Origin of the sequence: Limnohabitans sp., from assembly GCF_044361645.1 — a bacterium.
In the GTDB taxonomy this organism is placed as follows: Bacteria; Pseudomonadota; Gammaproteobacteria; order Burkholderiales; family Burkholderiaceae_C; genus Limnohabitans_A.
The window spans coordinates 1-18804 of record NZ_JBIKIL010000033.1; the positions used below are offsets into that span (position 1 = coordinate 1).

The window sequence follows — 18804 nt, forward strand, 5'->3', positions numbered from 1 at the left end:
TGACGACGCCCGCCAGGCCCTGCTGGCCGCCTTGCTGGACATCTGCCAAACCAACAACATCCCCTCGCTGCACATCCTGTTTGGCAGCGCACAAGACCTGCAGGCCTGCGAAAAAGCAGGCCTGCTGCAACGTGACCAAGTGCAGTTCCACTGGCAAAACCAGGGCTGGCGCGACTTCGATGACTTTTTGGCCAGCCTGACGCAAGAAAAGCGCAAAAAAATCCGGCAAGAACGCCGCAAAGTGCAGGAGGCGGGCGTCACGTTTCGCGCCGTGCGCGGCCCCGACATGACGGAAGGCGACTGGGCATTCCTGCTGCGCTGCTACCAGCAAACCTATTGGGAACACGGCAACCCGCCCTACTTGACCCCGGCGTTTTTCGAGTCCATGCGCACCGATATGCCGCAAAACTGGCTGCTGTTTGTGGCCGAACACGAGGCACAGCCGATGGGCATCAGCCTGATCGGCCTGCACTTGGACGCCGCTGGTCAGCCCGAAGTGGCTTATGGCCGTTACTGGGGGGCCCTCGCGCGGGTGGACTGTCTGCACTTTGAGGCTTGCTATTACCAGCCCATCGAATGGTGCATTGACAACGGCGTCAAGCGCTTTGAGGGCGGTGCACAAGGCGAGCACAAAATGGCCCGCGCCCTGCTGCCCACGCCCACGCACAGCGCCCACTGGCTGTCGCACCCAGGGTTTTCAGAAGCCGTGGCGCGGTTTCTGGAGCGGGAAAAAGCAGGGGTGGAGAACTACCTGGAAGCGTTGCAGCAGCACTCGCCTTTGAAGAAGGCCCCATAAAAAAACGCCAGCGCGGCGCAAGCCGGGCAGGCGTTCACAGTGTGGCAAGCGCTCAAGGGACGAGCGCTAAACCCGCCCCATCAGGCCTTGGTTTTGTTGTAGGCCGCGATGCCGTCCAGGATTTCCTTGTGGGCAGAGCCCTTGCCTTCCCAGCCCAGCACTTTGACCCACTTGCCTTTTTCAAGGTCTTTGTAGTGCTCAAAGAAGTGGGCAATCGCGTTGCGGCGCATCGCGTTCACATCCGAGATGTCTTGCCAGTGGTCGTACATTGGCAAAATTTTGCTGGTCGGCACAGCAATCACTTTGCCGTCCACTCCTGCCTCGTCTTCCATCATCAAAATGCCCAAGGCGCGGCAGGGCACCACCACACCGGGGTGCAAGGCGTAAGGGGTGATCACCAACACATCCACCGGGTCTCCATCGCCAGACAGGGTTTGGGGCACGTAACCGTAATTGGTGGGGTAGTGCATGGCGGTGGTCATGAAACGGTCCACGAACAAGGCGCCGGTTTCCTTGTCCACTTCGTACTTGATCGGATCGGAGTTCATCGGGATTTCGATGATCACGTTGAAGGTCTCGGGTGCTTTGCTGCCGGGGGTCACGTTGTCGAGGGACATCTTGCGGGTCTCTTTGTGAAAAGTTAAGAAAAACAGTCATCGCTAGGGATTAACCCCGATTTTACTTTCACAAGCCTTGCGCAAAACCCAGTTTGGCCGCTTTAATGAATTGTTGGCCAATCGTTCTCCGGTTTCGGTGATCGAGGAAGCAACGCCGTGGAGGGGTCTCCAGTGCGTTGCCCCTCTGTTCTGCGACAACCATCGAGGAGTTCAACGATGACAGGAAATTCAGCGCTCATTTTGGCGCTCGTGTGCGGTCTGATTGCCGTGGCTTATGGCATTTGGGCCCGTGGGTGGATCCTTTCTCAAGACGCCGGCAATGACCGGATGCAGGAAATTGCAGCCGCCATTCAGGCCGGTGCTGCCGCCTATCTGGCCCGGCAATACAAAACCATCGCCATCGTCGGTGTCGTGCTGACCATCTTGATGGCCATCTTTCTGGATGGCATCACCGCCATCGGATTCGTGATCGGTGCGGTGCTTTCGGGCGCTTGTGGCTTTATTGGCATGAATGTGTCGGTCAAAGCCAATGTGCGCACGGCCCAGGCCGCCACCAAAGGCATTGGCCCGGCGCTGGATGTGGCGTTTCGGGGTGGTGCCATCACCGGCATGCTGGTGGTGGGCTTGGGTTTGTTGGGTGTGTCCGGTTTTTACTGGTTTTTGGTGGGCAACGGCAACTTCACGCCTGACAAAAATCTGGCCAACATGCTCAACCCCTTGATTGGCTTTGCCTTTGGCTCCTCGCTGATCTCGATTTTTGCCCGACTGGGCGGCGGCATTTTCACCAAGGGCGCTGACGTGGGTGCCGACCTGGTGGGCAAAGTGGAAGCGGGCATTCCCGAGGACGATCCGCGCAACCCCGCTGTGATTGCCGACAACGTGGGCGACAACGTGGGCGACTGTGCCGGCATGGCCGCCGACTTGTTCGAGACCTATGCCGTGACCTTGATCGCCACCATGGTGCTGGGGGCCTTGCTGATTTCGGCGGCCCCGGGTCAGGCCGTGCTGTACCCGCTGGCTTTGGGCGCGGTGTCCATCATCGCCTCCATCATTGGTTGCTTCTTCGTCAAGGCCTCGCCGGGCATGACCAATGTGATGCCTGCGCTCTACAAAGGCTTGGCCATCTCGGGCGTGCTGTCCTTGATCGCCTTTTACTTTGTCACCATCTGGTTGATGCCCGACAACGCCTTGGGTGGCAGTGGGGCGCAAATTCGGCTGTTTGGGGCTTGCGCGGTCGGTTTGGTGCTCACCGCTGCATTGGTGTGGATCACCGAGTTCTACACCGGCACCCAGTACGCTCCGGTGCAACACATCGCACAGGCCTCGACCACCGGTCACGGCACCAACATCATTGCCGGTTTGGGGGTGTCGATGCGCTCCACCGCCTGGCCTGTGATGTTTGTCTGTCTGGCCATCTGGACAGCTTACGCCTTGGGCGGCTTGTATGGCATTGCCATTGCAGCCACCTCGATGCTGAGCATGGCGGGCATCGTGGTGGCGCTGGACGCTTATGGCCCCATCACCGACAACGCGGGCGGCATTGCCGAAATGGCCGAAATGCCCAGCAGTGTGCGCGACATCACCGACCCGCTGGATGCCGTGGGCAACACCACCAAGGCCGTGACCAAGGGTTACGCCATTGGCTCGGCAGGCCTGGCCTCGCTGGTGCTGTTTGCCGACTACACGCACAAACTGGAGGCCTACGGCAAGGCCATCAGCTTTGACTTGTCCGACCCCCTGGTCATCATTGGGCTGTTCATTGGCGGGCTGATCCCCTACTTGTTTGGCGCCATGGCCATGGAAGCGGTGGGCCGGGCTGCAGGCAGCGTGGTGGTCGAGGTGCGCCGCCAGTTCAAGGAGATCCCCGGCATCATGGAAGGCACGGCCAAACCCGAATACGGCAAGGCTGTGGACATGCTGACCACGGCCGCCATCAAGGAAATGGTCGTCCCCAGCTTGTTGCCGGTGGTCGTGCCGGTGCTGGTGGGCCTGATCCTGGGGCCCAAGGCGCTGGGCGGTTTGTTGATGGGCACCATCATCACCGGCCTGTTTGTGGCCATTTCCATGTGCACCGGCGGCGGTGCGTGGGACAACGCCAAGAAATACATCGAAGACGGTCACCACGGCGGCAAGGGCAGCGAGGCCCACAAGGCAGCCGTGACCGGTGACACCGTGGGTGACCCTTACAAGGACACCGCTGGCCCCGCCATCAACCCGCTGATCAAGATCATCAACATCGTGGCGCTGTTGATCGTGCCCTTGGTCATGCAGGTTCACGGCAGCTGATCTTTTTTGCACGGTTTGACGGGCCCGCTTCGGCGGGCCTTTTTCATGGCGCTTGTTGAGGCTTTGTGCGTGCTTGTCTCATGGGTGATTTTCAAAATTTGCGGAGGGCACACAATGCGCCTATGCAAATGAACTTCATCGCCAACCAATCCACACCCGCCTTGGCCGGGCAAAGCATTGACGTGCTCGACCCGTCTGACGGGCAGGTGTTCGATCAAATCCCGCGCAGCCAAGCCGCCGACATCGATGCCGCCGTGCATGCCGCCAGGGCTGCCTTCAATGGGCCATGGGGCAAGCTGAGCGCCATGGAGCGCGGTCGCTTGCTCATGAAGCTGTCGCAAAAAGTGAGCGAACACGCCGCCGAGCTGGCCATGTTGGAGCAACGCGACTGCGGCAAGCCGACCAAACAGGCCGCTGCCGACTCGGTGGCTTTGGCGCGTTATTTTGAGTTTTATGCGGGCTCGTGCGACAAGCTGCACGGCGAGACCCTGCCCTACCAAAACGGCTACAGCGTGTTGACCTGGCGCGAGCCGCATGGCGTGACGGGCCATGTGATCCCCTGGAACTACCCGATGCAAATTTTTGGGCGCAGCGTGGGCGGGGCCTTGGCAGCGGGCAACGCCTGCGTGGTCAAACCGGCCGAAGACGCCTGCCTGAGCCTGATCCGCGTGGCGCAGTTGGCGGCCGAGGTGGGCTTTCCGGCCGGGGCCATCAACATCGTCACCGGTTACGGCCACGAGGTGGGCGACGCGCTGGCGCGCCACCCGGGCATTGACCACATCAGCTTCACCGGCAGCCCCAGCGTGGGCACACTCATCCAGCAAGTGGCCGCCGAGCGGCACTGCCCGGTGACGCTGGAGCTGGGCGGCAAGAGCCCACAAATCATTTTTCACGACGCCGATTTGGACGCGGCCATTCCGGTGGTGGTCAACGCCATCGTGCAAAACGCCGGCCAGACCTGCAGCGCAGGCTCACGCGTGTTGATTCAGCAAGGCATTTACGAGCCACTGCTCAAGCGCCTGGGCGAGGCCTTTGGCCGCCTGCAGGTGGGCTCGGCCGCCATGAACTTGGATTTGGGGCCGCTGATCCGCGCCAGCCAGTTGGCGCGCGTCACTGGCTTTTTGGAGCAAGCCCGCGCCGACGGCATCGCCACTGTGGCGCAAGGCCAAATCGCCCCGGGTGTGCCCAAGGGCGGCTTTTACCAAGCCCCCACTTTGCTGCGCGATGTGCCGGTGCTGCACCGCCTGGCGCAAGAAGAAGTGTTTGGCCCGGTGCTGTCGGCCATGCCTTTTGCAGACGAAGACCATGCGGTGGCCTTGGCCAATGCCACCGCGTTTGGCCTGGTGGCAGGCATTTGGACGCGTGACGGTGGGCGCCAGTTCCGCATGGCCAAGCGGGTGCGCAGCGGCCAGGTGTTCATCAACAACTACGGCGCAGGCGGTGGCGTGGAGCTGCCCTTTGGCGGCGTCAAGTCGTCGGGCTACGGCCGCGAAAAAGGCTTTGAAGCGCTGCTGGGCTTCACCACCCTCAAGACGGTGGCGATTGCGCACGGTTGAGCCAAGGCAGGGCCCAAGAAATCACCCTTGACCATGCAGCTTCATGGGGCAGGCGGCTCGGGCACAATTGACGGCTATGTCTGAACGCGTCATTCCGCTGCTTGAGCAGCGCCACCCCAGCTTGCCTTTGCCCCCGCTGCCCGCGGGGCATGACCTGAGCGCATTGCCGCTGGACACTCTGCGCCGCCCGCTGACCGATTTGCGCATCAGCGTGACCGACCGCTGCAACTTCCGGTGCAGTTACTGCATGCCCAAGGAAGTCTTTGACAAGGACTACGCCTACCTGCCGCACAGCCAGTTGCTGAGCTTTGAAGAGATCACCCGCATCGCCAGCGTGTTTGTGGGCCGGGGCGTGCGCAAAATCCGCCTCACCGGCGGTGAACCGCTGCTGCGCAAAAACATCGAAATTTTGGTGGCCCAACTGGCCGCCCTGCGCACACCTGACGGTTTGCCGCTGGATTTGACCCTGACCACCAACGGCTCGCTGCTGGCGCGCAAAGCGCAAAGCCTGAAAGACGCTGGCTTGCAGCGCGTCACCGTCAGCCTGGACGGGCTGGACGACACGGTCTTTCGCCAGATGAACGACGTGGACTTTCCGGTGGCCGATGTGCTGGCCGGGATCGAGGCCGCACGTGCAGCGGGGCTGGGGCCGATCAAGGTCAACATGGTGGTCAAGCGCGGCACCAATGAGCACGAAATTTTGCCCATGGCCCGGCACTTCCAAGGCACGGGCATTGTGCTGCGCTTCATCGAATACATGGACGTGGGCGCGACCAACGGTTGGTGCATGGACGAGGTGCTGCCCAGCGCCGAGGTGGTGCGCCGCCTGCATGCCGAGCTGCCCCTGGTGCAACTGGACCCGGCTGCCCCCGGCGAGACCGCCGAGCGCTGGGGTTATGCCAACGCCCAAGGCGAGCACGACCCGGCGCTGGGCGAGGTGGGCGTGATCAGCAGCGTGACGCAGGCCTTTTGCGGCGACTGCAACCGCGCCCGCCTGTCCACCGAAGGCCGTTTGTATTTGTGCTTGTTTGCCAGCCAGGGTTATGACTTGCGCCAGCTCTTGCGTGACCCGGCGCAAAGCGAGCACACGCTGGCCCAGACGGTGGACGCCATTTGGCGCGGGCGCACCGACCAATACTCGGTGCTGCGCAGCCTGCGCGGGCCGGACACCGCCAGCGGCCCCGGCCGCCGGGTGGAAATGAGCTACATCGGAGGCTAAAAGCCATGACCCCCCATAACCAGAGCGCACCGGGCATCACCGGCCTCATCCTCGCAGGTGGGCGCGGCTCTCGCATGGGCGGCACCGACAAAGGTTTGCAAAACTTCCACGGTCTGCCCTTGGCCTTGCAAACCCTGATGCGCTTGCAGCTGCAAAGCCTGCCGCTGCAAGAAGTGATGGTCAACGCCAACCGCAACTTGGCCGCCTACGAATCGCTGGGTGTGGCCGTTTGGCCTGACAGCATCGACGGTTTTGCCGGGCCTTTGGCGGGCTTTTTGACGGGCCTTGAGCGCTGCGAAACGCCGCTCTTGCTCACCGTGCCTTGCGACTCGCCGCTGTTTCCGCTCGATTTGGTGGAGCGTCTGTTGCAGGCCCTGCACGACCAGGACGCCGACATGGCCATGGCCGCAGCCCCCGAAGCCGATGGCACGGTGCGCCCCCAACCGGTGTTTTGCTTGCTCAAGCTGGATTTGCTCGAAAGTCTGGTCAAGTTCACCCAAAGCGGTGGCCGCAAGATCGATGCTTGGACCGCTCAACACCGCTGCGCGACGGTGCCCTTTGACAGGCCAGGCGACAGCCCGCATGCTTTTTCCAACGCCAACACGCTGGCCGAATTGCAGCAACTCGAAGCCCTTTGACACGTGCCGCACGGCTGCGCCGTGCCCCATCGCCATTGCTACAGCCATGACCACCCCTGCCCTGTCCCTTGACCAGATCGCCGAACGCCTGCAAGGCTACGACCCGCAGGCCTTGTCGGCCAACCAGGTCAACGCGTTTTTGGCCCAGCTGGTGCAACCCGTGCGCGAACAAGAAAGCGTGCCGCTGATGCAGGCACACGGCCGCATCCTGGCGCAAGACGTGGTCTCGCCCATCAGCGTGCCGCCGCACGACAACTCGGCCATGGACGGCTTTGCCCTGCGCGGGGCTGATCTCCAAGCCGGACAAGCGAGCCGCTTCAAGGTCGTGGGCACCGCCTTCGCTGGCGCGGCTTGGCAAGGCACGGTGCAAGCGGGTGAGTGCGTGCGCATCATGACCGGGGCCATCATGCCCACCGGGCTGGACACCGTGGCCCCGCAAGAACTGGTGAAAACCGACAAGGACACCGTGCTGGTGCCGCCCGGCTTGCTGCAAGCGGGCGATAACCGCCGCTTGCTGGGCGAAGACCTGATGGCGGGCCAAGCCGCCTTGTCCGCCGGGGCGAAATTGACACCCGCCGCCTGTGGCCTGCTGGCCAGCCTGGGGCTGCCCACCGTCACCGTTTGGCGCAGACCCAAGGTGGCTTACTTCTCAACCGGTGACGAAATCTTGAGCCTGGGCGAAGCCCCCCGCGAAGGCGCGGTGTACGACAGCAACCGCTACACCGTGGCCGGCCTGGTGCAGGCGCTGGGCTGCGAGCTCGTCGACATGGGCGTGGTGCGCGACGACCCGGCCGCGCTGGAGCAAGCCTTTGTGGATGCCGCCGCGCAGGCCGACGCCATCGTCACCAGCGGCGGTGTGAGTGTGGGCGAGGCCGACCACACCAAGGCCATGATGAAAAAGCTGGGGGATGTGGCGTTTTGGCGCATCGCCATGCGCCCGGGCCGCCCCATGGCGGTGGGCCGCATCACGCAAGGCGAGCGCTCGGCCGTGCTGTTTGGCTTGCCGGGCAACCCGGTGGCGGTGATGGTGACCTTTGCCGCCTTTGTGCGCCCTGCCCTGCAGCAGCTCATGGGCTGGCAAGCGCCTGCCTTGCCCTTGCTCAAAGCCAAAAGCCTGGAAGCCTTGCGCAAAAAACCCGGCCGCACCGAGTACCAGCGCGGCATGGTCAGCACCAACGCGGCGGGCGAGTTGCAGGTCAGCATCACCGGCAACCAGGGCTCGGGCGTGCTCAGCTCCATGGTGCAGGCCAACGGCTTGATTGTGCTGGGCCACACCCAAGGCCATGTGGCCGTGGGCGATGCGGTCGATGTGATGATGTTTGACGGGCACCTTTGAACACAGCCCACTGAAAACCCATGAAAAAAGCAGCCTGGGCCGCTTTTTTCACTGTTTGCGCATGTCGCAGCCTCCAACGGCCCACAACTTCAGTGCGACGCCGCTTCGTGTGGGGCGTCGTTCGCCACCGCCTTATTGGGCCCCGGCACCGCCTTGCGCGCCAGCAGCGAATACATGGTGGGCACCACAAAGATGGCCAGCAAGCTGCCCAGACTCATGCCGCCCACAATCACCCAGCCGATTTGGGTGCGGCTTTCAGCCCCCGCACCCGTGGCCAGCGCCAGCGGCACCGCGCCCAGCACCATGGCACCGGTGGTCATCAAAATGGGGCGCAGGCGCTGGGCCGAGGCCTTGATCAACGCCTCTTGCATGTCCATGCCGCGTTCGCGCAGTTGGTTGGTGAATTCCACAATCAAGATGCCATGCTTGGTGATCAGGCCGACCAAGGTGATCAAGCCGATCTGCGAGTACACATTGAGCGACCCGCCCGTGAATTTGAGCGCCAAGAGCGCCCCGATCATGGACAAGGGCACCGACAACAAAATCACAAATGGGTCGACAAAACTTTCAAATTGCGCGGCCATGACCAAGAAAATGAACACCAGCGCCAACACAAAAACCACCACCAGTGCGCCTTGGGCGTTTTTGAATTCACGCGAGATGCCATTCAACTCGGTGGTGTAACCGGGCTTCAAAATTTTGGCCGCCGTGTCGTCCATGAACTCAATCGCCTGGCCCAGCGAGTAGTCGGCTGCCAGGTTGGCGGTGATGGAGACCGAGCGGCGTTGACCGAAGTGGTTCAGCTCGCGCGGCGACACGCTTTCGCTCAACTTGACCAAGCTCGACAGCGGGATCATGGTGTCGTTGCGCCCGCGCACCTGGATCACGTCGATGTCGTCGGGCGTGTTGCGCGCCGAGGGCAAGGTCTGCACGATCACGTCGTACTGCTCGGCATCGCGTTTGTAACGCGTCACCACCCGGCCCCCCAGCATGGTCTCGAGGGTGCGGGCAACCACATCGACACTCACGCCCAGTTCGGCGGCTTTCACGCGGTCGACCTCAATGCGCAGTTCGGGTTTGTTCAAACGCAGGTCAACGTCGGGCTGCAAGATACCGGGGTTTTTGGCGATTTCGTCCATCATTTGACGCGCCACTGCGTTCAAATTTTGGTAGCTCTCCGAGGTCTGAATGACGAAGTTCAAGGGCCGTTCGCGAAAGCCCTGACCCAGCGAGGGGGGGGTGATGGGAAAGGCATTCACCCCCGGCAAGCCACCCATTTTGGGGGCCATGTCACGCGCCATCTCCATGGTGGTGCGTTTGCGCTCGTCCCAGTCCACGGCGCGGAAAATGACCGCCCCTTCACCTACCGTGGGGTTGCCCATGCTGGCAAAAATGCGGTCGAACTCAGGGTAAGACTGCCCGATTTTTTCGATCATCTGGGCATAGCGGTCGGTGAACTCCAGTGTCGAGCCATCCGGCGCGCTGACTCTGGCCAAAATCGTGCCCCGGTCTTCCAGCGGTGCCAGCTCTTGCTTCATGGTCGGGTAAATCAGCGCGATGCCCACGCCCGATCCGAGCATGACCAGCACCACGGCCCACCGGGCACGCGTCAGGATCAGGCGCAAAGAACGCTCATACCCATTGGACAGCGCCGTGAGCCAGCGCTCCATGGTCCGGTCAAACCAGCTCGGGTTGGGGTTATGGCGCAGCAGTTTGGCGCTGAGCATGGGTGCCAGGGTGAGCGCCACAAAACCGGACACGATCACCGCACCGGCCAAAGCCAGCGCAAATTCGCCAAACAGTTTGCCGGTGCGCCCGGGTGTGAAGGCCAAGGGCGCAAACACGGCGGCCAGCGTCATGGTCATGGCCACCACGGCAAAACTGATTTCGCGCACACCTTTGATGGCGGCAGAAAACGGGTCCAGCCCCTCTTCAATGTGTCGGTAAATGTTCTCCAGCACCACGATGGCATCGTCCACCACCAAACCAATGGCCAGCACCAAGGCCAGCAAGGTCAGGGTGTTGATGGTGAACCCGGCCAAAGCCATCATGGCAAACGCGCCAATCAAGCTCACAGGAATGGTGATGATGGGGATGATGGACGCACGCACAGTGCGCAAAAAGACAAAGATCACCAAGGCCACCAGCACCACGGCTTCGACGATGGTGGTGAACACGCTTTTGATCGAGCGGTCGATGAAAACCGAGTTGTCGTTGGCAATGTCAATTGACATGTCGGCCGGCAAATCGGCCTTCAAGCGGGGAATCATCTCCCGCACCCCGGCCGACAAATCCAGCGGGTTGGCTGTGGCTTGGCGGATCACCCCGGCCGAGATGGCCGATTGGCCGTTCAGGCGCACCAAACTGCGGTCATTGGCCGCGCCTTCGCGGATTTGCGCCACATCGCGCAGCTTGACCGGAAAGCCATTGACGCTGCGAAGCACGATGTCGCCAAACTGGCTTGGAAGGCTCAGGTTGGTTTGCGAGGAGACACTGAACTCTCGGCTGGTCGACTCAATGCGGCCGGCAGGCAACTCCAAATTGTTGCGCCGAATGGCGTCTTCGACATCTTGCGGCGTGAGCTTGTAAGACGACAAACGCGCATGATCAAGCGAGACCAGCATGGCGTACTTGCGCTCGCCAAAAATGCGCACATCGGCCACCCCAGTCACGGTTTGCAGGCGCGGCTTGACCACGCGGTTGACCAAGTCGTTGATTTGCAAAGCATTCAAGGTGTCGCTGGAAAAGGCCAGCCAGATCACCGGAAAAGCATCGGCCTCCACCTTGGCAATGACCGGCTCGTCGATCGCTTGGGGCAGGCGGTTGCGCACCCGAGAGGTGCGGTCACGCACTTCAGCAGCAGCGGTGTCTGCGTCTTTTTCGAGACGAAAGCGCACCGTGATTTGAGACTGCTCGGCCCGGCTGATGGAGGTGATGACGTCCACCGCGTCAATGCCGGCGATGGAGTCTTCCAGCGGTTTGGTGACTTGCGACTCGATCACCTCGGCCGATGCGCCGGCATAGCGGGTGGTCACCGTGACCGTGGGTTCGTCAATCTTGGGGTATTCGCGCAGTGACAAGCTGTTGAAACTGACCAAGCCAATCAGCACGATCAGCAAGGACATGACCACGGCCAACACGGGCCGCCGGATGGAGACTTCAGCGAGTTGCATCAGCACCCCTTGCGCAAGGGTTGGGGCCGGACAGGGCCACCGGGCGGGGCGGGGCTGGTTTTGCAGCAGCTCCTGCCGTGCGCTCGGCTGATGGGGCAAGGCCTTGGGCAGCAGGCCCCGGCAAGCTGCCACCAGCACCAGCACCAGCACCTGCGCCTGCGCCTGCACCGCCGGGCTGACCCGGCGCGCCAGCAGGACGCTTACCGCCACCGCCTCCGGCTTGCGACAAGTCCACAACGCGCACGGCCGAGCCATTTTTTTGCAAACGCTGGTGCCCTGCCGTGACCACGGTGTCACCCGCCGCCAGGCCTTCCACGATCTCCACTTTGCCTGGCTGGCGCAAACCCACTTTCACGGCCACCCGTTCTGACACCAAGCTGTTGGGTTTTTCACCCGGCACCAACTTGACCACAAAGGTGCGCCCGCCCTCCGGAACGATGGCCTCTTCAGGAATCACCAAGGCGTTTTCGCGCGAACCAAAGACCGCGTTGACACGGGCGAACATGCCCGGACGCAAGGCCTGCTGGCGGTTGTCAATGCAGCCTCGCACCCCCACCGAGCGGCCATTGGGCTCGATCACGGGGTCCACCGCCTGCACGATGGCCGTGAAGGGCTGCCCCGGCAAAGCATCGACCGTGAGTTGAGCCTTTTGCCCCGGGCGGATTTTGGCTTGAAAACGCTCTGGCAAGCGGAAATCGAGCAGCACCGCATCAATGTCTTCCACGTTGACCATGTCGGCACCGTCTTTGAGGTAATCGCCCACGTTGATCTGCTTGAGACCCACGGTGCCATCAAACGGGGCCAACACCTGCAGGCGTTGCAGCGTGGCTTGGGCCAGTGCCAATTTGGCGCGCGACACCTCAAGGGCCGCTGCGCTCTCTTCCAAAGATCGCTGGCTGATGAAGTTTTGCGCCACCAACTCTTGGTTGCGTTTGTGGTTGGCATCGGCAATCGACAACTCGGCCCGGGCTTGCGCGACTTGGGCTTGTTGCAGCTGATCTTCGAACTGCACCATCAACTGACCCTTGCGCACCCGTTGGCCATCGTTGAACAAAATTTGTTTGACACGGCCACCCACTTCAGGTCGCAGCATCACGCCTTGGCGCGAGCGCAAACTGCCCACGGCTTGGGTTTCATCCACCAAGCTCAGGCGCTCGACCTTGGCGACTTCTACCGCCGCGGGCCGGGCTGGCCCGCCTGCAGGGGCGGCTGCAGCAGGCCCAGCTTTCGCCGCACCGGGTGGCGCGCCAGCGGCAGCACCCGGGGGACCCCCTGCATTTGCGCTTGCGCCAGCACCTGAGGAAGCCGCAAGCCCCGCCGCTGCTTTGGCCGCATCGCTTGCCGGAGCCTTGTTTTGCCACAACCAAGCTGCTGCGATGGCCAAGGCGATGCCCGACACAGCCAAGGCTGCGTATTTCTTTTTGTAAGCCATTCAAATCTCTCAGTTCGCATTAGCCCAAGTTTGAGCAATGTAACAGTGCGAGGTGTCGCGGCCGTGGCCCTGTGTGACTTGGTATGGGTCGGGGCATGGAATTGACCAAAAAGCTGCGACCGATCAACAAGTGCGTCAGCGTCCCAAGGCCTTGTCCACACCTTGGTTGGCCAGTGCATCGGCCCGCTCGTTGCCGGGATCACCGTTGTGGCCTTTGACCCAGCGCCAATCAATCTTGTGGCCCGAACCGGAGACCACGCTGTCCAACTTTTGCCAAAGGTCGGCGTTTTTCACCGGCTGCTTGGCCGCAGTGCGCCAACCCCGGGCTTTCCAGCCGTGAATCCACTCGGTGATGCCTTTGCGCACATATTCGCTGTCCAAATAAAGCGTCACCTGGCAAGGGCGCTTGAGTGCCATCAGCGCTTCAATGACCGCGGTCATCTCCATGCGGTTGTTGGTGGTGTTCAACTCGCCGCCACACAGCTCTTGGGTGTGTTGGCCCGACTGCAGGCGAACGCCCCAGCCCCCTGGCCCGGGGTTGCCCTTGCAGGCACCATCGGTGTGTATTTCAACGTGGTTCAAAGCATTCCTTTTGATTTAAATGGCTCACATTGGAGGTATCGGTTCGCGCCACCGGCGCAGTCGCTGGTGCCGCCGTGCGCAGCGTGCGCCAAGACCGTGAGGCCAGCAAGCGACCGCCGGGCACACGTTTTGTGGCCATCAACAAATAAACCCCGCCCAAAATCGGCCACCAGCGTTCACCCATGCCATCGAGCCATTGCAGGCGCTGCATCCAGCGCTCACTGCCCAAGGCCGGTGTCCAGCCGCCAAATCGGCTCACTTGCACCTCAAACCCGAGCAAACGCAACCAATCGCGCATGCGCCGGTAAGCGATGAGTGACGGACTTGCCAAGCGTTCACGCTGGCCCGGATGCCAAGCTTTCAAGCCCCAAAGGCTGTAGGGGTTCAGACCCGTGATCAACAACTGCCCTTCTGGAATCAGCACCCGCGCAACCTCGCGTAAACAGGCATGGGGATCGCTCGACATCTCCAAGGTGTGCGGCATCACCACCAAATCCAAACTGTCGGCTTGCCAGGGCCACGCACGGCTGTCCAGCCAAACATGCGGACCCTCGGTCTGGCGAGGACCGTCAGCGACCCAAGTGCATGGGGCCAATGGGTCTGACGTCACAACGGGCACAGCGACTTTCACCGGGTTTGGCCCTGGCGCTGGCGTCGGACTTGGCGACTCAAACTCCAGCTGGGCGTACCAGCGGTGCGGCATCCGGTTGCTGCGCAAAGCCTGCAGCGCGGGACAACCCAGCTGAACCGCATGGTAGCCAAACACATCGGTCAGCAAGGCGTCGGTCTGGGCCTGCTCCCAAGCCAACAAACGAGAAGCCACGGGCTGACCCCACTTGGCCAACCATTCGGGCGTGGGTGGCTGGCTTTCTATAATCAAAGGATTCATGACACTCATTGCCCTTAACGCTTTCGCAGACAACTACATTTGGTTGTTGCACAACGACCACCATGCCCTGGTGGTGGACCCCGGTGACAGTGCGCCTGTGCTGGCCTGGTTGCGTGCGCATCCCGGTGTGCAGTTGGACACGATTTTAGTCACCCACCACCATGCCGATCACACCGGTGGCTTGGTCGAACTGGTGGCCCTCACCAGCGCACAGGTTTTTGGCCCTGCCCTCGAAAAAATGCCCGTCCCAGCGCAAGGACTTGCCCAAGGAGACCACGTGGACTGGCATGGCCTGCGTTTCGACGTCCTCGAGGTCCCTGGCCACACCTTGGGGCACATTGCTTTTTGGGCGCAGATGGCAGGGCAAGCGCCTCTTCTCTTTCCGGGCGACACCTTGTTCTCGGGCGGTTGCGGCCGCCTTTTTGAAGGCAGCGCCGGACAAATGCTCGATTCGCTGGACCGCTTGTCCGCCCTGCCCGATGCCACCCGCGTGTGCTGCGCGCACGAATACACGCTGTCCAACCTGAAATTTGCCTTGGTGGTTGAGCCCGACAATCTGGCGCTGCAGGCACATTGGGCGCTGTGCTCACGCTTGCGTGCGCAAGACCTGCCCACTTTGCCTGTGGCATTGCACACCGAGCGGGCAATCAACCCCTTTTTACGCAGCCGTACACCGTCGGTGGCCACGTCTGTCTCACGCCAAGCCTGCCTGGCCCCAGACCCGGCCCCGGACGATGTGCTTGTTTTTGCCGCCCTTCGCCAATGGAAAAACGACTTTCGATGAACCCTCTGTGCCCTGCATTTCTGCGCTTTTTTCGGCCCCTGGGGGCTTTGCTGGTGGCCACTTGGCTGACGGGCTGCGCCATGACCGCCATGACCGCCCCACAAACGGCACAAAGAGGCGCGCCTCAAGCCAGGCCAGCAACGGTGCAAACGCCCATGACGGCCCGCGCTGCACGGGCATTGCCTGCACCAGCACCCGAATTGGCGGCGCCCACTGTCGCGCGCCAGAACACTTGGCCGGCCAGCGCCACAGCGCCTGCCACAGCAGCAGCTGCCCCCTGGAATGGCAGCCCAGCCCTGCCTGCGCTGGACGCTGAGCGAGGCACAAGGCTCAACCCCCATGCCGCTGTCGGCTTGCAAGACACCAGCGATATTTGGGACCGCATCCGCAGGGGCTTTGCCATGCCCGACCTCGACAACGATTTGGTGCGCAACCGAGAGCAATGGTATGCCAGCCGCCCCGACTACATGCTGCGCATGACCGAACGCTCGCGCCCCTATCTTTTTCACATCGTCGAAGAGCTGGAACGGCGCAAAATGCCGACAGAATTGGCCTTGTTGCCCTTCATCGAATCGGCTTTCAACCCTCAAGCTGTCTCCAGCGCCAAAGCCGCAGGCATGTGGCAATTCATGCCCGCGACCGGCAAGCACTTTGACCTCAAGCAAAACTTGTTTCGAGACGAACGCCGCGATGTTTTGGAATCCACCCGTGCCGCATTGGATTACCTGCAAAAGCTCCACACGATGTTTGGGGACTGGCACTTGGCCTTGGCTGCCTACAACTGGGGCGAGGGCAGCGTAGGCCGAGCCCTGGCACGCAACAAGGCGCAAGGCCTGCCGCTGACCTACAGCGACTTGCGCATGCCCGACGAGACCCGCAATTACGTGCCCAAGCTGCAAGCGGTCAAAAACATCGTGGCGCAACCCGATGCCTTTCAAACTGAGTTGCCACTGATCCAAAATCACCCGTTTTTCAAAAGCGTGCTCATCAACCGCGACATCGACGTGGACATGGCGGCCAAACTCGCCAACATCAGCCTGGCCGACTTCAAAGCACTGAACCCGGCCATGAGTCGACCGGTGATTTTGGCGGCAGGCACACCCCAAATTTTGCTGCCTTGGGACAACGCCACGGTGTTTGAAAACAATTTGCAAGCCAACCAGGAGCGGCGCTTGTCCAGCTGGACAGCTTGGCAAGCACCGCGCACCATGAAGGCCGAAGACGTGGCCCAACAAGTGGGCATGAACGTGCAGCAACTGCGCGCGGTCAACGGCATTCCCGCGCGCATGTTGGTCAAAGCAGGCTCCACCTTGTTGGTCACCCGAAGTGGCTACAAGGACAAAGATGTGAGCGAACACTTGGCCGACAATGGCCATCTGCTCTTGGCGCCCGAGGTTCGGCTGCGCAAAATCTTCATCCAAACCCGCAAGGGTGACAGCTTAGCCAGCCTCGCCGCGCGGCATGGTGTAACGGCTGAAAACCTGGCAACCTGGAACCGCCTCAGGCCCAACGCCCGCTTGGCCACTGGCCAAAAACTGGCGCTCTATGTGCCGTCGAAAAGCACCCGCAGTGGCGCCAAAAACCAAACCCGGCGCGTGCAAGCGGCTCGCAAGCCGACACCTGCCAAAGCGAGCAACACCCCAAAAGCCAAGTCCAGGCCCACTACTCAACGCTGAAGCTGCAGCTGCAGCTCAAGCCGCAAGTCAAGTCACCTTAGGCCCCCGGATATTCAGGCCTTTTTGAACAAAGGCATTGGTGAAGGTTTTCTCTGGTGCCACTTGTTTGCGCGCTGACTCGCTCATCAAACGCGCGTGCACGCGCCAAGCGTGCGCGACTTCCTCGGCCCGGACCAAACCGTCTACGGCATAAGACTCGCGCAAACTCTGAAACGCCCCCAGATAAACGGCCCGGTCCCCCATCCAGTGACTTGTCGGCACGGTTTTTAAGATGTCGGTCACACCAGCGGTGTGCAGCCATTTCAGGGCGCGCACCACAGCATCGCTCATCGCTTGCACCCGTTCGGGATGGCGTTGCAAAAAGTCAGCATGCGCAAACAAACTGGCTCCCGGCACACCGCCCCCCATCAATTGACGCGTGCCTTGCAAGGTGCGGGCATCACCCAACACACGCACCTCGTTTTTTTGCTCCAACCAATGCATGACCGGATCGGGATTGCACAAAGCCTCAATGCGACCTTGGCGCAACGCGTACACGACGCTGGGCGAAGAACCCACTTCGACAAAGGAAACATCATTGAGCGATAAACCATGGCGCAACAACCAGTGGCAAGCCGTCCAATGCGTTGTCGAGTCGAGCGCTGAGACCCCCACCCGAGCCCCGCGGATATCGGCAAACGATCGCCAGGTCAAACCCGCGCGCGTGCTCCCACCCAAACTGACCTGAGGCGTGCGGCTCATTTGCACAAAGCTTTGGTAATTCAAACCTTTTTGCTGCAAGCGAAAAAGGTGCTCGTACGCCCCGGCCACCACATCGGCCTGACCGCGCAATGCGCTGTTCAAAGCCTGCGCACCTGATTCTTGAGGCAACCAATCCACGGCCACGCCAGCTTGGTGAAAATAGCCCAATCGCTCAGCCAAGGTCAAGGGCAAATGGTACAGACTCTGGCTGGCAGCCAAGGCCATGCGCACACGCGGCAACGCCCCAGCCGACTGCGAAGCCCATGCCGCAGGGGGCTGAGTCGCCGCCCACGCGCCAACTGCCGACATCAGCAATGCGCGACGAGGCCAATGAACTGAAGACACCGCAATACCTCCTGAATTAAGCTTGCCATTGAGCTTAATCAGCGACGGCCATCAGCGCATCGGGAATGGTCCCAAGCGGGTTTTCACGTAATGGATATTGGGTATTTCCAACCTCACCCCACACAGCCCAAGGCCGCTTTTCAACGCCGGTCCACCAAGGCGTGGGCGATGGTGCCCAAGTCCACATACTCGAGCTCGCTGCCGGCAGGCACGCCCCGGGCCAGGCGCGTGACCTTGAGGCCTTGCTGGCGGATCATCTCCGAGATCACATGCGCGGTGGCCTCACCCTCGGCGGTGAAGTTGGTCGCCAAAATCACCTCGGTCAGCACGCCATCGGCCACACGTTGCTTGAGCTTGGCCAGGCCTATGTCGTGCGGGCCAATGCCGTCGAGCGGGCTGAGTTTGCCCATCAGCACAAAGTACAAGCCGCGGTAGGTGCCGGTGCGCTCGATGGCCGAGTGGTCGGCCGGGGTTTCGATCACGCACAGCACTGTGCGGTCACGCGTCAAGTCCATGCAGGTGTCGCACAACTCGGCTTCGGTGAAGGTGTGGCAACAGGCGCAATGGCGAATTTTTTGCACCGCATTGTCCAATGCCGCAGCCAATTGCCGGGCTGTGGCCCGGTCGTTTTGCAGCAGCTGAAAAGCCATGCGCTGGGCCGACTTGATGCCCACCCCCGGCAAGCCTTTCAAGGCCTGCACCAAAGTGGCCAGGGCGTGGGTATCGGCCATGTT

At 61.7% G+C, this 18804-nt stretch carries 15 protein-coding genes; 8 read left to right on the plus strand and 7 right to left on the minus strand.

Annotated features, from left to right (window positions below):
* The coding region (locus tag ACIQ39_RS07025) for a GNAT family N-acetyltransferase (RefSeq protein WP_396433900.1) at positions 1 to 796 on the plus strand (796 nt) is incomplete at its 5' end.
* 80 nt (positions 797 to 876) lie between these two features.
* Here ACIQ39_RS07025 and ppa read toward each other — a convergent pair.
* Entirely contained in the window at positions 877 to 1413 is a 537-nt protein-coding gene (gene ppa, locus ACIQ39_RS07030) for an inorganic diphosphatase (RefSeq protein ID WP_396433901.1), read from the minus strand.
* Between the two features lie 216 nt (positions 1414 to 1629).
* Between ppa and ACIQ39_RS07035 the strand changes: the two genes are divergently transcribed.
* The 5 genes from ACIQ39_RS07035 (at position 1630) to glp (ending at position 8448) form a co-directional block, all read left to right on the plus strand.
* Positions 1630 to 3699 carry a sodium-translocating pyrophosphatase gene (locus tag ACIQ39_RS07035; protein WP_396433902.1) on the plus strand — a complete coding sequence of 690 codons (2070 nt, stop codon included), beginning with the start codon at positions 1630 to 1632 and terminating at the stop codon, positions 3697 to 3699.
* Between the two features lie 122 nt (positions 3700 to 3821).
* Positions 3822 to 5255 carry an aldehyde dehydrogenase family protein gene (locus ACIQ39_RS07040; protein ID WP_396433903.1) on the plus strand — a complete coding sequence of 478 codons (1434 nt, stop codon included), beginning with the start codon at positions 3822 to 3824 and terminating at the stop codon, positions 5253 to 5255.
* Positions 5256 to 5331: 76 nt separating this feature from the next.
* The gene (gene moaA / locus ACIQ39_RS07045) at positions 5332 to 6474 is read left to right on the plus strand and encodes a GTP 3',8-cyclase MoaA (protein WP_396433904.1); all 1143 of its coding nucleotides are present in this window, start codon (positions 5332 to 5334) and stop codon (positions 6472 to 6474) included.
* 5 nt (positions 6475 to 6479) lie between these two features.
* A complete protein-coding gene (gene mobA / locus ACIQ39_RS07050; RefSeq protein WP_396433905.1) occupies positions 6480 to 7112 on the plus strand; it encodes a molybdenum cofactor guanylyltransferase MobA in 633 nt (210 codons plus the stop codon).
* Positions 7113 to 7158: 46 nt separating this feature from the next.
* A complete protein-coding gene (gene glp / locus ACIQ39_RS07055; protein ID WP_396433906.1) occupies positions 7159 to 8448 on the plus strand; it encodes a gephyrin-like molybdotransferase Glp in 1290 nt (429 codons plus the stop codon).
* Positions 8449 to 8537: 89 nt separating this feature from the next.
* On the opposite strand, the gene ACIQ39_RS07060 is transcribed toward glp, so the two are convergent.
* From ACIQ39_RS07060 to ACIQ39_RS07075, 4 genes are all read right to left on the minus strand, one after another.
* Positions 8538 to 11621 (minus strand): efflux RND transporter permease subunit, encoded by a 3084-nt coding sequence (locus ACIQ39_RS07060; RefSeq protein WP_396433907.1) that lies wholly within the window; start codon positions 11619 to 11621, stop codon positions 8538 to 8540.
* Entirely contained in the window at positions 11608 to 13053 is a 1446-nt protein-coding gene (locus ACIQ39_RS07065; protein ID WP_396433908.1) for an efflux RND transporter periplasmic adaptor subunit, read from the minus strand. The genes ACIQ39_RS07060 and ACIQ39_RS07065 overlap by 14 nt, the downstream gene beginning before the upstream one ends.
* Positions 13054 to 13188: 135 nt before the next feature.
* Positions 13189 to 13635, minus strand: coding sequence for a ribonuclease HI (rnhA, locus tag ACIQ39_RS07070; protein WP_396433909.1), 447 nt, complete (start codon positions 13633 to 13635; stop codon positions 13189 to 13191).
* Positions 13622 to 14524, minus strand: a complete 903-nt coding sequence (locus tag ACIQ39_RS07075) for a class I SAM-dependent methyltransferase (RefSeq protein WP_396433910.1) — start codon at positions 14522 to 14524, stop codon at positions 13622 to 13624. Before ACIQ39_RS07075 ends, rnhA begins: the two co-directional genes overlap by 14 nt.
* Between ACIQ39_RS07075 and gloB the strand changes: the two genes are divergently transcribed.
* Positions 14523 to 15308, plus strand: coding sequence for a hydroxyacylglutathione hydrolase (gloB, locus tag ACIQ39_RS07080; RefSeq protein WP_396433911.1), 786 nt, complete (start codon positions 14523 to 14525; stop codon positions 15306 to 15308). The two genes, ACIQ39_RS07075 and gloB, sit on opposite strands and share 2 nt — an antisense overlap.
* Positions 15305 to 16984 carry a transglycosylase SLT domain-containing protein gene (locus tag ACIQ39_RS07085; protein ID WP_396433912.1) on the plus strand — a complete coding sequence of 560 codons (1680 nt, stop codon included), beginning with the start codon at positions 15305 to 15307 and terminating at the stop codon, positions 16982 to 16984. Before gloB ends, ACIQ39_RS07085 begins: the two co-directional genes overlap by 4 nt.
* A 27-nt stretch (positions 16985 to 17011) precedes the next feature.
* Here the strand turns inward: ACIQ39_RS07085 and ACIQ39_RS07090 are convergent, their stop codons facing one another.
* Positions 17012 to 18070 (minus strand): ABC transporter substrate-binding protein, encoded by a 1059-nt coding sequence (locus ACIQ39_RS07090; RefSeq protein ID WP_396433913.1) that lies wholly within the window; start codon positions 18068 to 18070, stop codon positions 17012 to 17014.
* Positions 18071 to 18210: 140 nt separating this feature from the next.
* Positions 18211 to 18801, minus strand: a complete 591-nt coding sequence (gene recR, locus ACIQ39_RS07095; protein WP_396433914.1) for a recombination mediator RecR — start codon at positions 18799 to 18801, stop codon at positions 18211 to 18213.
* Positions 18802 to 18804 lie beyond the last annotated feature (3 nt).